Consider the following 13510-nt stretch of genomic DNA (forward strand, 5'->3'; position numbering starts at 1 on the left):
CGCCGCCTATGCCCGAGATGTTGATCTGCTAGCGCTACGAAATCGCTGTGATCATGGGGTCAAAACCGCGATTTCGTAGCGCTAGCAGATCAACTCCGCCGCGCGCGCGAGCAGATCAACACCGCTGCGCGCGCGGGCAGATCAACACCGCTGCGCACCCAAGGCGGCCGGCCAAGGCTAGTGATCCAGGGACCGCGCCGGGGCCGAGCGCCAGCAACGACGCGCCGCACTCGCCCGCCGGCACGTCGACATCCTGCGCGCGATGCCCCGCACCCGACCTCTTTGACCAGCACAGACCGGCACAAAGGCCCCTACTCGGGCAGCATATGGACCTCCGCCATGCCAGGAGTGTGACCACCGTCACTGTCCACTGAGGAAGCATGACATAGCAGCGGCTTAACGAGGCGGGAAAGTGTCGTACCCCGTCGATACTTTGAAGGTGCGGATCGGCGCCACGGGGGCGCCGATCCGTCCAAACCCGACAGTCAGGCGACCGGAACGCGTTGCGCAGCAGCGCCTTCCCCACAGTCAGGCGACCCGGGACGCGTTGCGCAGCAGCGCCTCGCCCGCCGCGCGGGCTCGGTCCCGCAGCTCCGGCGGTGACTCCACGACGAACGGCGCGGCAAGCACACCGAGGATCATGATCGGCCAGCCCAGGTCGTCGACGCTGAGCCGCATGCGGCACGTCGAGTCCGAGGTCTCCTCCACGGTCGCCCAGTGGCCGACGGACGACCGGACCACCTCCGCCGGGGCGTCGATGAGGACCGCTACGTCGTACCGGTTGGGGATGGTCGCCAGGCGCGAGCGCAACCAGGCCGCCGGGTCGCCACCGGGCAGGTCGCGGGGGCGGAACCGGGCGCCGGTGGGCGCCGGGGCGGTGAGCCGGTCCACCCGGAAACTGCGCCAGTCGCCCCGCTCCAGGTCCCAGGCCACCAGGTACCACCGGCGGCCCAGCGACACCAGCCGGTGCGGCTCGACGTGCCGGCGCATCACCGCACCGTCGCGCGGGGTGTAGTCGAAGTGCAATCGCTCCTCGCCGCGGCAGGCCATCGCGATCGTGGTCAGCGACACCGCGTCGAGCACCGGTCCCCCGCCGAACGCGCTGGGCGCGGTCACCGCCTGCAGGGCGTCGATGCGCCGCCGCAGCCGGGGCGGGAGCAGCTGGATCACCTTCGCCAGCGCACGGACCGACGTCTCCTCGAAGCCGGCGACCGCCCCGGCCGCGGCGCTGCGCAGCCCGACCGCGATGGCGACCGCCTCCTCGTCGTCGAGCAGCAGCGGCGGCATCGCGGCGCCGGCCTGGAGCTGATAGCCCCCGGCAACACCGCGGCTCGCGTCGACCGGGTAGCCGAGCTCGCGCAGCCGGTCGACGTCGCGCCGCAGGGTCCGCGGGCTCACCTCGAGCCGATCGGCCAGCTCCGACCCGGGCCAGTAACGATGGGTCTGCAGCAGCGAGAGGAGCCGCAGCATCCGGGCACTCGTGTTCGCCATGCGTCCAGACTCCCCATGATTGCGGTCAGGAAGTGGCCGCTGTGAACTCTAGCGTCGACGACATGATGATTGAGACGCGAGAGCTGACGAAGCTTTTCAAGGACGTCCGCGCGGTCGACGGCATCAACCTCACGGTGGCGCGCGGCGAGCTCGTCGCGTTGCTCGGCCCGAACGGCGCGGGCAAATCGACCACGCTGCGGATGCTGACCACGCTGATCCCGCCGACCTCGGGCAGCGCGCAGGTCGCCGGCTTCGACGTGGTCCGCCGGCAACGGGAGGTGCGGCTGCGGATCGGCTACATCGGGCAGGGCAACGGCGCCGGGCACAGCCAGCGCGGGCGCGACGAGCTGATCAGCCAGGGCCGGGCCTACGGGATGACCGTGAAGGCGGCACGGTCCCGGGCCGGCGAGCTGATCGACTCGCTGGGTCTGGGTGAGGTCGCCGACCGTACCGTCTCCACCCTCTCCGGCGGGCAACGCCGCCGCCTGGACATCGCGATGGGGTTGATCCACGCGCCCGAGCTGCTCTTCCTCGACGAGCCGTCCACCGGCCTGGACCCGCAGAACCGGGCCAACCTGCAGGAACACATCGTGCGGCTGCGCGCCGAGCACGACACCACGATCGTCCTGACCACGCACTACCTCGACGAGGCCGACTCGATGGCCGAGCGGGTGATCGTGGTGGATCACGGTCGGATCATCGCGGACGACACCCCGCGGCACCTCAAGACCAAGCACGTGGGCGACCGGGTGATCCTGGGCTTCGCCACCGAGGCCGAAGCGGTCGACGCGGCCCGGACCACCGGCGGCGCCCGCAGCGGCACCGAGGTCGTCGTCACCACCGAGGACGGTCCGCACCTGGCGCCCCGGCTCCTGACCGAGCTGGGCACCGTGGCGCGACTCGAGGTGCGGCGCCCGACTCTCGACGACGTCTTCCTCACCCTCACCGGCCGCAGCCTGCGTGAGGACAGCAGCACCCCCGCCGAGCTCGTGGAGGCCTGATCATGACTTCGTTCGCCACCGACACCCGCGTCGTCTTCAGCCGCGAGCTCCGGCCGGTCGTCCGCGACCCGTTCTCGGTCATCTTCTCGATGATCCAGCCGCTCTTCTTCCTGGCGCTGTTCGCACCGCTGCTGCCCGGTGAGGAGTCCCTCCAGTGGTTCGTCCCCGGCATCATCGTGATGTCCTGCCTCTTCGGCTCCTCGATGACCGGCTCCAACCTGCTCTACGAGATGCAGACCGGTTCGCACGAGCGGATGCTCGTCACCCCGCTGCGCCGCCCGGCGCTGCTCATCGGCCGGGCCCTCAAAGAGATCGTCCCGATGATCGCCCAGGCCGCCCTGATCGTGGCCGTCTGCATCCCGTTCGGCTTCGACCTGCACCTGCCGGGCGCCCTGCTCGGCCTGCTCATCCTGTCCGGCTTCTGCATCGGGCTCGGCGCGCTCTCCTACACCCTGGCCCTGGCCGCGAAGAACAAGGAGTGGCTGTTCTGGACCGTGCAGCAGACCCTGCTTTTCCCGCTGTTGCTGCTGGCCGGCGTGCTGCTGCCGATCGACGACGGGCCGGGCTGGCTGCGGGCGCTCTCCCGGGCCAACCCGATGACGTACGTGGTCGACGCGGAACGTGCCCTGTTCGCCGGGGACGTCTGGGCCCGAACCACGGTGGAGGGCGTGATCGCGGCCGTGGTGGTCGCCACCCTGGGCCTGGTCGTCGGCGTGCGGGCCATGCAACGGTCGGACTGACCGCTACCGTTCTTCCCCATGAGACGTGTGCTCGGGCGGCTGCTGGAGACCATCGTCGGCTCCCCGGAACCGGCGCCGGTCCGACGCGGCAACCCGGGCGCGGTCGTGGACTGTGCGGTCTACGCCGGCGGCGCCCGCCGGTCCGGGCCCGGCACGACGCCGTTCCCGGAGGCGGCCCGTCAGGCCGGGCGGCGCGGCGCCTTCGTCTGGCTGGGCCTGCACGAGCCCGACCGGGCCACCATGGCGGCCGTGGCCGAGGTCTTCGACCTGCACGAGTTGCACGTGGAGCAGGCCGTGGCGGGCGGGCACCGGCCAGGTGTCGAGGTGCTCGGCGAGGTGACCCGGCTGGTGCTGCGCACCGCCCGCTATGTCGAGCACGACCAGCTCACCGAGACGTCCGAGGTGGTCGAGACGGGCGACGTCACGGTGCTGGTCGGGCCGTCGTTCGTGATCACCGTGCGGCACGGCCCGGTCGGACCCCTCTGGCACGTGCGCCGGGAACTGGAGGGCCGCGCCGAGGTGCTGCGGCAGGGACCGTGGGCGGTGGCGTACGCGGTGAGCAGCCGGATGGTCGACAGCTACCTCGATGTGGCCGGGCACGTCGAGCACGACCTGGACCGGATCGAGGAGGAGACGTTCACGACCTCCCGCCGGTCCGAGTTCGCGCACATCTACCAGCTCAAGCGGGAGATGGTGGAGTTCAAGCGGGCGGTGCTGCCGCTCGCCGAGCCGATGGCCCGGCTGCTGGAGCTGCCCACTGTCCCGGCGGCCCTGCGGCCCTACCTGGTCGACGTGCGGGGCCGGCTGGCCCGGGCGGCGGACCGGGTGGCCGGCTTCGACGACCTGCTCAACTCGATCATCCAGGCCCGGCTGGCGCAGGTCTCGGTGGATCAGAACCACGACATGCGCAAGATCGCCTCGTGGGCCGCGATCGCCGCGGTGCCGACGGTCATCGCCGGGATCTACGGCATGAATTTCGAGATCATGCCGGGACTGGACTCCCGGTACGGTTTCTGGATCGCGATCCTCGCCATGATCACAATTGCCGGCGGGGTGCACCGGACGCTCAAGAAAGCCGGCTGGCTCTGAATCGCGCTTGTCGAATCGACAACGCGCGGCCGGAATTGATCTCCAGCCGCGCGTCGCCTTTTATCCGGCTACGGGATCAGCGGCCGCCGCCACTGTTCCCGTGACCACCGTGGCCACCGCCGTGACCACCGTGACCACCCTGGCCACCGGTGTGGCCGCCCTGCTGGCCGCCGCTGTGGCCGCCCTGCTGGCCGCCACTGTGGCCGCCCTGCTGGCCGCCACTGTGACCGCCCTGCTGGCCGCCACTGTGACCGCCCTGCTGGCCGCCACTGTGACCGCCCTGCTGGCCGCCACTGTGACCGCCCTGCTGGCCGCCACCGTGACCACTACCCGGGCCGCCGTGCCCCGGAGCGCCGGGGCCGTTGTCGCCCGGCCCGTCCGAGTGGCCGTGTCCGGGGCCGCCCGGACCGCCGATGCCACCCGGCGAGGTGTTGCGCGCCACCACCGGAAGCGACAGAACGGTGGTGCGCGTCTGGGTGCGGGCACGGAAACCGCACTCGTCGTAGGAGATGGTCGCCCACAGCTTCGTCACGCCGGTGCGCTGCGCGAACGGCGTCACGCGGATCGTCGTGTAGTCGGTGCGGCCCGGGCGCAGCGAGTCGCCCCGGGAGAACGAGACGGACCGCCGCTTGCCCAGGTAGTCGACCTTGACGCGTTCACCGCGGAACTGCACTGCGGCGTCGCAGATCGGCCGGTCGGTACGCCAATGCACGGTGACCAGGCTGGTGGTGTTGGCCCGTACCGCCTGCAGCCAGTTCGAGACCGGCGCGGGCCCGCGGCCGACCGCCGCGGCCGGCGCCGCCGCCGACATGGCCGCCATCCCGGCGGTCGCCGTGGCCAGGGCGATCATCGTGCCGATTCGCCGAGTCTTCTGCATGAGATCCTCCAGTGCCTTCGATGCACGCCGCAGGGATCCGGCGTGACAAAGGGGACACTATGGGAATTGCGGACATACCGCCGCGTTTCTCGCCGCGTTTCGGTACAGAAAACCCATTGCTGTACAAAATGTTTAGGCCCTACTCAGCCGAAAAGATGATGTTGAAGAACGGCTTCCAATAGGCCGGTTTCCCGATATCCCGCAGCATGACGCGACTGCGCCGCGGGTAGAACGTCACCATGACGGAGAAGAGCGAAGACCTCGGAAACCCGGTGTCCTACCTGGTCGCGAAGGAGGGCATTCCGGTCTACGACCGGTCCGGCGACACGGTGGGCACACTGGAGCACGTCCTGGCCGACGAGGCTCAGGACGTCTTCCACGGCCTGCTGATCAAGACCGGCGACGGCCACCGGTTCGCCGGTGGCGACCAGGTGGACGGCCTCTTCGAGCGCGGCGTGATCGTCAGCGAACCGGCCGACCAGCTCGCCACACCCGCCGCCGACATGCCGGCAGGCCTTGCCGAGAACCGTACGACGGCTCTCCGCAAGGCCTGGGACTGGCTGATCCAGCCGAAGTGATCGCGCCCCTCGGGGCGCCGGCGAGTCTCTACTGCGCGCGGTCGCGGTCGCGGTAGGTCCAGTTGCCGCCGCCGAGCGTCGACCGGCCCGGGCCCTGGCCCGGCTGCGGCTGCCGGTGCTGCGGCTGCTGGCCCCACAGCTGTCCGGGCGGGGTGCCGGCAGCCGGTGCCGGGCGCGCCTCCAGCCGGGAGGCGAGGTAGGCGGCCGCCTCGCGGTCCTCCTCGCTCGGGGCGGCGGCGAGCGCGTACACCATGCCGAGGATCGCGAAGACCACCGCGGCGCCGACCGGCGCCAGCAGGCCGGTGGCGGTCGCGCCCTCGACCGAACCGAACGACTCGCCGGAGAACACCGACATCGCGGCCATGCCGGTGAAGTGCATGCCGTTCACGGCGATACCCATGACCAGCGCCGACGCGAAGATCGCGAGCGGCTTGCGGACGTTCAGGGCCAGCCAGAGCGCGACGGTCGCGGCGACCACGGCGATCGCCACCGAGAGGACGACCTCCTGCCCGGCGTAGTGGATCTCGCCGCGGAGGCGCATGGCGGCCATGCCGGTGTAGTGCATCGCGGCCACACCGAGGCCGGCGAGCACGCCGCCGATCAGGATCCGGATGCGTGGCGCGGCGGAGCCGAGCAGCGCGATCGCCAGGCCGACGCCGACCGCGACGAAGGCGATGACGGCGCTGGCGACGGTGAGGCCGACGTCGTACCGGATCGGCGTGCCGCTGACGCTGAAGCCCATCATCGCGACGAAGTGCATGCTCCAGATGCCGGTGGCGCCGATCGCCACCGCGGCGAGGGTGAGCCACCAGGCACGCTCGCCACCGCTCTTCGCCTGACGGAAGCGCACCGCGGCGGTCAGCCCCAGGAGCGAGCCGAGCACCGACAGGATGTAGCTCACCGCCGGGGTCACCCATCCATGATCAAAGTGATGGATCTCCGCCATTGCGCTGTTCCTCTCGCGTTTCGACATCGCCGCGCTGCATCCTGCACCCGCCACCGCCAGGACCGTGACTGATTGTGACGCAGGTTTCGTCACGAGAGAACGTGCAACCGATCTCGATTTGGATCTGGTCCGATCGGCTGACCTACCATTTGTGCCTGCAAAGACCCGTTTTCACGGATAGCGACCCACATGTCTATCGGTGGGCATTGATGTAACTTTGGGTGAGATGTACGGCCGCGTGAAGGGCCACTCAGCCGGCGCGGGACAGCAGGTTCACCGCGGCGGCCCGCTGCGAGTGCAACACCTGGACGGTGTCCTCGGTGCACGTTCCCGGCTTGTCGTCCATCACGCACAGGGTGCCCACCACATGACCCTCGGTGGAGTTCAGCGGCACGCTCGCATACGACCGGATGCCGCTGACCGCGAAGAGCGGCGTGTTCGCGTACTCCTCCGAGGTGGCACTGTCGCCGATCAGCACCGGTACGTCCTCGGCCACCACGATGGTGTCCGGTGACCACTCGACCGGCACCCCACCGGCCTCCTGGACCCAGGTCGGCAGCCCGTGCGACCCGGCCACCACCACACTGTCGTTGAGGACCAGCATGATCGCCGCCATCGGCGCGCCGGTCAGCCGGCACAGCTCCTCGGCGAACCGGTCCAGCGCGGCCGCCTGGGCGGGCCGGGTCAGGAGGTCGGAGACGGCGAGCAGCCGCTCGACGTCGACCAGCTGCGTGGCGCCTCCGGATGCCGCCTGCTCGCCCGACCCGCGAGCCGCGAGCAGTTCGTTGGCGGCGTCCACGACGTGCCGGGGGCGGACCGGCTTGGAGATCGTCACGTCGACGAGTCCCCGGGCGGCGGCCGGCGCGGCGGCGGACAGCATGATCACCGGAATGGCTTTGGTCGCCTCGTCGGCGCGCACCCGCTCGGCCACGTCGAGACCGCTCAGGCCGGGCATGTGGTGGTCGAGAATGATCAGGTCAGGACGGCTCTCGGCGATCACCTCGAGGGCTTTCATTCCGGTGAGCGCCGTGCGAACCGAGTGACCCTCGTTGCTCAGCACCGTGGCGAGCAGTTCGGCGATATCGGTGTCGTCCTCCGCGACCACGATCGACGCCATGCGCAGCTCCTCCTCGGTCGACGGGCAGAATCGACCTTAACCCCCTCGAGCCAGGCGAATCAGGCGTTTGCCGTGGCCGGGACCGGACCGGCGTCCGCCGGCCGTTCGTCCCACTCGACCTCACGCGCGCGGATCCGGCGGGCCAGCTCGGCGATCCAGGCAATCTCGGCGGCCACCAGCCCCTGCCAGTACTCCGCCGCCAGCGGACCGTGCCCCGGCGCACGGCCGGACGCCAGCCGGGCCGCACGCTGGTCGAGAATCACCGCGGCCCGCTCGGCGGAGAGCACCTTCGCACAGCCGACGGCCAGCACGAAGTCCATCGACGCGGCCGGGGAGTCACGCAGGCCGGATTCGACCCTGCGGTGCAGGCCGGCGCGGCCGGCCTCGGTCGTCTCGTAGACCGTGCGCGGCGGCCGGTTGCCCACCCGGCCCGGTTCCCGCGCGGTGACCAGGCCGGCCTTCGCCATCGACTTGAGCAGGGTGGCGACGGTGCTCCGGGTGACCGGCAGGTGCCCGCACCGTTCCCGCAGCGTGACGGCCAGGTCGTACGCGTGCGCGGGCCGCTCGGCCAGCAGACCCAGGATGGGCAGCACCAGACTGTTCCGGGACGCGTCCAAAGGCATCGCCCAAGCGTATACATCTAATCAAAGCGCGGCTCACCACCGTAGGGTGAAGTGATGCGGGAACGACTCACCGACTGGACCGGCACCAACTGGGCCGGCAACGTGGCCTTCAGCACCGAGCGCGTGCACCGGCCGAAAACGATCGCTGAGGTGCAGGAGGTCGTGGCCGCCGGCGAGCGGTTGCGGGTGCTCGGCAGCGGCCACTCCTTCAACCGGATCGCCGACACCGACGGCGCGCTGATCTCGCTGGCCGGGATGGCCCGCACTGCCGAGATCGGACCGGACCGCACCTCGGTGCGCGTCGACGGCGGCATCCGCTACGGCGAACTCGCGGCGCTGCTCGAGCCGGCGGGCCTGGCCGTGCACAACCTGGCCTCACTGCCGCACATCTCGGTCGCCGGCGCGGTCGCCACGGCCACGCACGGCTCCGGCGTCCGCAACGGCAACCTCGCCACCGCCGTCTCCGGCCTGGAGATCGTCCGGCCCGACGGCGAGCTGGTCACGCTGACCCGCGACGACGCCGACCTGGCCGGCGCGGTGGTCGGCCTGGGTGCGCTCGGCGTGGTCACCGCACTCACCCTGGACGTCGTACCCGCCTTCGAGCTCCGGCAGTACGTCTACGACGACCTGTCGGCGGCAGCCCTGCGCGAGTCGCTCGACGAGATCCTCGCGGCCGGGTACAGCGTCAGCCTCTTCACCCGCTGGACCGGGTCCGGCATCGACAACGTCTGGCTGAAGCGGCACGACCCGATGCCGGCCGGCGACTTCCACGGCGCCACTCCCGCCGACGGGCCGCGCCACCCGATCCTCGGCATGCCCACCCGAAACTGCACCGAGCAGGGCGGCGTGCCCGGTCCGTGGGCGGCCCGGCTGCCGCACTTCCGGATGGAGTTCACCCCGAGCAGCGGCGAGGAGCTCCAGTCGGACTGGCACGTGCCGCGGGAGTACGCCCTCGACGCGATCGAGGCGGTGAACGATCTGCGGGAACGCGTCGCGGCAGTGCTCCAGGTGTGCGAGATCCGCACGGTTGCCGCCGACGAGTTGTGGCTCAGCCCGAACTACCGGAGGGACAGCCTCGCGCTGCACTTCACCTGGATCGCCGACACCGATGCGGTACTGCCGGTCGTGGCCGACCTGGAGAAGGCTCTGGCTCCGATGGCGGCTCGCCCGCACTGGGGCAAGATTTTCACGACGGCTCCCGATGAGCTGCGGTCCTTGTACCCGCGCTTCGCCGATTTCGCCGGGCTCGCCCACCGTTTCGACCCGACCGGCAAGTTCCGCAACCCCTGGCTGGACAACCTGCTCGGGACGGACTGACCACCGGCCCGGCCGGTCCGGTCACACCGGGTCTCAGCAGCCGCAGGCCGCGCCGGCCGGGGTGGTGAGCTCGTCGGCCGGGCGGGCCCGGACGCCGTGCTCGTCGCGGACCGGGAAGCCCTCCCGGACCCAGTACTCGTAACCGCCGATCATCTCCTTGACCGGATAGCCCAGCCGGGCGAACTCCAGCGCGGCCTTCGTGGCGCCGTTGCAGCCCGGTCCCCAGCAGTACGTGACGACGCGGCTGCCCGCCGGTACCACGTCGGCGGCCCCGGCCGCGATCCGCGCGGTCGGCAGGTGCACGGCGTGCGGCAGGTGGCCCTGGCGCCACGCCTCGTCACCCCGGGAGTCGATGACGATGACGCCGGGCGTGCCCGCCTCCAGGTCGGCGTGCACGTCACTCACGTCGGTTTCGAAGCGCAGCCGGGCGGCGAAGTGGGCGACGGCCGCGATGTTCTCACCGGCCGCGATGTTCTCACTTGTCATGCCGATCATCGTGCCGTCGCCCGGCCGCCGGCCCCCAGTGGCGGAAACGACGACGGCCGCTAAGATTCCGCCATGCTTCAGGCCGGCCGCCGCGGCCCGTCCGTGTCGGTGCTCGCCTTCGAGGGCATGTCGGTCTTCGAGGTCGGCATCGTCACCGAGGTCTTCGGGCTGCCGCGTCCCGAATTCGACTTCCCGTGGTACGAGCTGACCGTCTGCTCCGAGACACCGGGACCGGTCCGCGTCGTGGGCGGCGCCACCCTGCACACCGGTCACGGCCTGGACGCGTTCGCGGCCGCCGACACCGTGATCGTCCCCGGCGTCCCGGACGTGCGCGCCACGCCCTCCGCCGCGCTGGTGGCCGCCCTGCGCGCCGCGCACACCCGGGGCGCCCGCATCCTATCCATCTGCTCCGGCGCGTTCGCCCTGGCCGGAGCGGGTCTGCTGGACGGCCGCCGGGCCACCACCCACTGGCGGTACGCGGACCTGTTGCGCACCCGCCACCCCGGCATCCGGGTGGACGCCGACGTGCTCTACATCGACGACGGCCAGGTGCTCACCAGTGCCGGCAGTGCGGCCGGCCTGGACCTGTGCCTGCACGTCATCCGGCTCGACCACGGGCCGACCGTGGCGAACATGGTGGCCCGCCGCCTCGTCGTGCAGCCGCACCGGGACGGCGGGCAGGCGCAGTTCGTGGAGTCGCCCGTCCCGCCCGGCCCGGACGACGACCGGGTGGCGCGCAGCATGGAGTGGGCGCTGACGAACCTGGCCCACCCGATCACCGTCGACGTCCTGGCGCACCGGGCGCACATGTCCCCGCGGACCTACCTGCGGCACTTCGCCCGGGCCACCGGCACCACGCCGATCCGCTGGCTGATCACCCAGCGGGTGCACGCCGCCTTGCCGCTGCTCGAATCCGGCACGGCGCCGATCGAGGAGGTGGCCACGGCGGTCGGCTTCGAGACGGCCGTGACGTTCCGGCACCACTTCACCCGGACGATGCGGACGTCACCGTCGGCCTACCGGCGGGCGTTCGCCCGCCCGCCCGAAGCCGGCACGCGGCGGTGAAGACCGCTCTCACCCCGTGCAGCCGGCGCGCGGCCGGATCGTTTGCACCCGTGCCGCCGGTGCGGCCGTAAGGACCGCTCTCACCCGGGCAGCCGGACCACGACCGCACCGCCGTCCCGGACCGTCACCGACCTGTCCAGCTCCCGGCCGGTCACCGCGTCCGAAGCGGTGCCGGGCAGGGGCACCACGACTGCGGCCGGCCCGTGGTTGAACAGGAACAGCAGCGGCCCCCGGCGGACCGCCTCCACACCGTCCGGCCGGCCGTCGAGCACCGGCGCCACCCCGGCCTCGGCCGCCACCCGGGTCAGCAGGTCGCGCAGGGCGTCGCCGGTGAGGGCGGTCGAGACGTACCACGCGGATCCGGCGCCGTGACGGTTCCGGGTGATGGCCGGGGCGCCCGCCAGGATTCCTGATCCATATCGGACGACGGTCTCGGCACCCGCGGTTTCCACGCGCTCCGCCCAGCCGCTCGCCAGGTACCCGCCGGAGAGCGCGATCGGCACGTCCGGCGGCTGCGGGTGCCATTCGACCACCCGGACACCGAGAAGGTCGCGCAGGGCGCCCGGGTAGCCGCCGAGCCGGATCCGGGTGTCCGGCTCGGCGATCCCGCTCAGATAGCTCACCACCAGGTGCCCGCCGGCCGCCACGAAGTCACGGAAGACTGCCGCGGCGGCGTCGTCCAGCAGATAGAGATGCGGCACGACAACCAGCCGGTACCGGCTGAGATCGCCGCCTGCGCGACTGACGGGAAGATCTGCGGGAAGGCCGGAGGAGTGGTCGGCGGGACGGCCGGCTGGGCGGTCGGCGGGATGGCCGGCGTCGGAGAGACTCGCGGCGCGGAGATCGGCGCCGGGGAAGACGAAGTCGGTCTGCAAGCCCGCCCGGAACAGCGTCCGATGCACCTGCCGGACGGCGGCCAGGTAATCGATGTCGGCCGACGGCAGCCCGGCGCCCTGCAGCGCCCACCACGACGGCGCGTCCCAGGTGATCGCGATTCGCGCGTCCGGCGGGTCGAGGGCGGCGACCTCCGGTCCGAGCGCCCGCAGGGTCCGGCCCAGGCCGACCGCCTCGCGGAAGACCGGGCTGTCCGGCCCGGCGTGCGGCACCAGCGCGGAGTGGAAGAGTTCCGCACCGCCGCGCGGCTGCCGCCACTGGAAGTAGAGGGCGCCGCGCGACCCCCGGGCCACGTAGGCGAGGCTGTGCCGGGTGAGCCGGCCCGGTTCCTTGGCGTGCATCCGGCCGCGCGTGTAGATCAGGTTGGGCGCGGTCTCCATCAGCAGCCACGATCCGCCGCCCCAGCCACGGGCCAGGTCGGCGGCGAACGCGGTCTCCTCCTCGGCGCCGCCGTCCGCCGTGTCCGGGTAGTGGTCGACGGCAACGACGTCCACTTCGGACGCCCAACGGGCGTGGTCGACGCTCACCCAGCCACCCTGCACGAAGTTTGTGGTGATCGGCACGTCCGGGTTGAACCCGCGGAGCCTGTCGCGCTGCTCGCGGTAGGCGCCGAGCAGTTCGTCGGAGAGGAATCGGCGGAAGTCGAGCACCTGTGCCGGGTTCGGCAGGTACTGGGTGGCCCGCGGCGGCATGATCTGCGCCCAGTCCGAGTAGCGCTGGCTCCAGAACGCCGTGGTCCACGACTCGTTGAGCGCGTCCAGGTCGCCGTGCCGCTCGCGCAGCCAGGCCCGGAAGGCGGCCGCGGTCCGGTCGCAACGGCAGTCGGTGCCGTACTCGTTGTGCACGTGCCACATCGCCAGCGCCGGGTGCCGGGCGTAGCGGCGGCCCAGTTCCCCGGCGATCCGGCGGGCGGCCGCGCGGTAGGCCGGAGCGGACACGCAGTAGGTGTCGCGGCTGCCGTGGGTGAGCCGCACCCCGTCGGCGGTGACCGGCAGTGCCTCCGGGTGGGCGAGCGTGAACCACGGTGGCGGCGAGGCGGTCGGGGTGGCCAGGGCGACCCGGATGCCGCCGTCGTGCAGCCGGTCCAGGACCCGGTCGAGCCACGCGAAGTCGTACTCGCCCTCGGCCGGCTCCAGGTGTGACCAGGCGAAGACTCCGACGGTCACCAGGTTCACCCCGGCCCGGCGCATCAGCGCGACATCCTCGGCGTGCACCTCTTCCGGCCACTGCTCAGGGTTGTAGTCACCGCCGAAAAACACCGGACACCACCTTGACTTTAGTTTGTA

13 protein-coding genes are annotated in these 13510 nt (G+C 71.6%); 6 read left to right on the plus strand and 7 right to left on the minus strand.

From position 1 onward, the window contains the following. Positions 1-528 precede the first annotated feature (528 nt). Positions 529-1491: a YafY family protein gene (locus LPA41_RS24325; protein ID WP_229073072.1), complete on the minus strand. Its 963-nt coding sequence runs from the start codon at positions 1489-1491 to the stop codon at positions 529-531. A gap of 65 nt (positions 1492-1556) precedes the next feature. On the opposite strand from LPA41_RS24325, the gene LPA41_RS24330 reads away from it, so the two are divergent. The 3 genes from LPA41_RS24330 to LPA41_RS24340 are packed head-to-tail and all read left to right on the plus strand — an operon-like array spanning position 1557 to position 4321. Next, the gene (locus LPA41_RS24330) at positions 1557-2492 is read left to right on the plus strand and encodes an ATP-binding cassette domain-containing protein (protein WP_374238205.1); all 936 of its coding nucleotides are present in this window, start codon (positions 1557-1559) and stop codon (positions 2490-2492) included. A 2-nt stretch (positions 2493-2494) separates the two neighbouring features. Continuing rightward, a complete protein-coding gene (locus LPA41_RS24335; RefSeq protein ID WP_229073074.1) occupies positions 2495-3232 on the plus strand; it encodes an ABC transporter permease in 738 nt (245 codons plus the stop codon). 18 nt (positions 3233-3250) lie between these two features. Beyond that, positions 3251-4321: a magnesium and cobalt transport protein CorA gene (locus tag LPA41_RS24340; RefSeq protein ID WP_229073075.1), complete on the plus strand. Its 1071-nt coding sequence runs from the start codon at positions 3251-3253 to the stop codon at positions 4319-4321. A 76-nt stretch (positions 4322-4397) separates the two neighbouring features. Here LPA41_RS24340 and LPA41_RS24345 read toward each other — a convergent pair whose 3' ends face one another. Beyond that, positions 4398-5198, minus strand: a complete 801-nt coding sequence (locus tag LPA41_RS24345) for a hypothetical protein (protein ID WP_229073161.1) — start codon at positions 5196-5198, stop codon at positions 4398-4400. Between the two features lie 239 nt (positions 5199-5437). Here LPA41_RS24345 and LPA41_RS24350 point away from each other — a divergent pair, with 239 nt between their 5' ends. Next, the gene (locus LPA41_RS24350) at positions 5438-5776 is read left to right on the plus strand and encodes a PRC-barrel domain-containing protein (RefSeq protein ID WP_229073076.1); all 339 of its coding nucleotides are present in this window, start codon (positions 5438-5440) and stop codon (positions 5774-5776) included. A gap of 28 nt (positions 5777-5804) precedes the next feature. Here LPA41_RS24350 and LPA41_RS24355 read toward each other — a convergent pair whose 3' ends face one another. The 3 genes from LPA41_RS24355 to LPA41_RS24365 all read right to left on the minus strand — a co-directional run bounded on the left by LPA41_RS24355 (position 5805) and on the right by LPA41_RS24365 (position 8462). Continuing rightward, the gene (locus tag LPA41_RS24355; RefSeq protein ID WP_308036607.1) at positions 5805-6689 is read right to left on the minus strand and encodes an MHYT domain-containing protein; all 885 of its coding nucleotides are present in this window, start codon (positions 6687-6689) and stop codon (positions 5805-5807) included. A gap of 283 nt (positions 6690-6972) precedes the next feature. Beyond that, complete coding sequence (locus LPA41_RS24360) at positions 6973-7839, minus strand: response regulator (protein WP_229073078.1); 867 nt, start codon at positions 7837-7839, stop codon at positions 6973-6975. A gap of 59 nt (positions 7840-7898) precedes the next feature. Then, the gene (locus LPA41_RS24365) at positions 7899-8462 is read right to left on the minus strand and encodes a PadR family transcriptional regulator (RefSeq protein WP_229073079.1); all 564 of its coding nucleotides are present in this window, start codon (positions 8460-8462) and stop codon (positions 7899-7901) included. A gap of 54 nt (positions 8463-8516) precedes the next feature. Between LPA41_RS24365 and LPA41_RS24370 the strand changes: the two genes are divergently transcribed. Continuing rightward, the gene (locus LPA41_RS24370; RefSeq protein ID WP_229073080.1) at positions 8517-9779 is read left to right on the plus strand and encodes a D-arabinono-1,4-lactone oxidase; all 1263 of its coding nucleotides are present in this window, start codon (positions 8517-8519) and stop codon (positions 9777-9779) included. A gap of 33 nt (positions 9780-9812) precedes the next feature. On the opposite strand, the gene LPA41_RS24375 is transcribed toward LPA41_RS24370, so the two are convergent. Beyond that, positions 9813-10265, minus strand: a complete 453-nt coding sequence (locus tag LPA41_RS24375) for a rhodanese-like domain-containing protein (RefSeq protein WP_229073081.1) — start codon at positions 10263-10265, stop codon at positions 9813-9815. 72 nt (positions 10266-10337) lie between these two features. Between LPA41_RS24375 and ftrA the strand changes: the two genes are divergently transcribed. Next, a complete protein-coding gene (gene ftrA / locus LPA41_RS24380; protein ID WP_229073082.1) occupies positions 10338-11330 on the plus strand; it encodes a transcriptional regulator FtrA in 993 nt (330 codons plus the stop codon). An 80-nt stretch (positions 11331-11410) separates the two neighbouring features. Here the strand turns inward: ftrA and LPA41_RS43045 are convergent, their stop codons facing one another. Further along, on the minus strand, positions 11411-13483 hold the full coding sequence (locus LPA41_RS43045; RefSeq protein WP_229073083.1) for a beta-galactosidase: 2073 nt from the start codon (positions 13481-13483) through the stop codon (positions 11411-11413). Between the last annotated feature and the right edge of the window lie 27 nt (positions 13484-13510).

The sequence above is a fragment of the Actinoplanes sp. DH11 genome (genome assembly GCF_020873875.1).
GTDB lineage: Bacteria > Actinomycetota > Actinomycetes > Mycobacteriales > Micromonosporaceae > Actinoplanes.

Coding starts and splice junctions, on each gene's coding strand:
- LPA41_RS24340 (WP_229073075.1), top strand. CDS start 3,251: ATGAGACGTGTGCTCGGGCGGCTGCTGGAGACCATCGTCGGCTCCCCG.
- ftrA (WP_229073082.1), top strand. CDS start 10,338: ATGCTTCAGGCCGGCCGCCGCGGCCCGTCCGTGTCGGTGCTCGCCTTC.
- LPA41_RS24360 (WP_229073078.1), bottom strand. CDS start 7,839: ATGGCGTCGATCGTGGTCGCGGAGGACGACACCGATATCGCCGAACTG.
- LPA41_RS24345 (WP_229073161.1), bottom strand. CDS start 5,198: ATGCAGAAGACTCGGCGAATCGGCACGATGATCGCCCTGGCCACGGCG.
- LPA41_RS24330 (WP_374238205.1), top strand. CDS start 1,557: ATGATTGAGACGCGAGAGCTGACGAAGCTTTTCAAGGACGTCCGCGCG.
- LPA41_RS24375 (WP_229073081.1), bottom strand. CDS start 10,265: ATGACAAGTGAGAACATCGCGGCCGGTGAGAACATCGCGGCCGTCGCC.
- LPA41_RS24370 (WP_229073080.1), top strand. CDS start 8,517: ATGCGGGAACGACTCACCGACTGGACCGGCACCAACTGGGCCGGCAAC.
- LPA41_RS24365 (WP_229073079.1), bottom strand. CDS start 8,462: ATGCCTTTGGACGCGTCCCGGAACAGTCTGGTGCTGCCCATCCTGGGT.
- LPA41_RS24335 (WP_229073074.1), top strand. CDS start 2,495: ATGACTTCGTTCGCCACCGACACCCGCGTCGTCTTCAGCCGCGAGCTC.
- LPA41_RS24325 (WP_229073072.1), bottom strand. CDS start 1,491: ATGGCGAACACGAGTGCCCGGATGCTGCGGCTCCTCTCGCTGCTGCAG.
- LPA41_RS24350 (WP_229073076.1), top strand. CDS start 5,438: ATGACGGAGAAGAGCGAAGACCTCGGAAACCCGGTGTCCTACCTGGTC.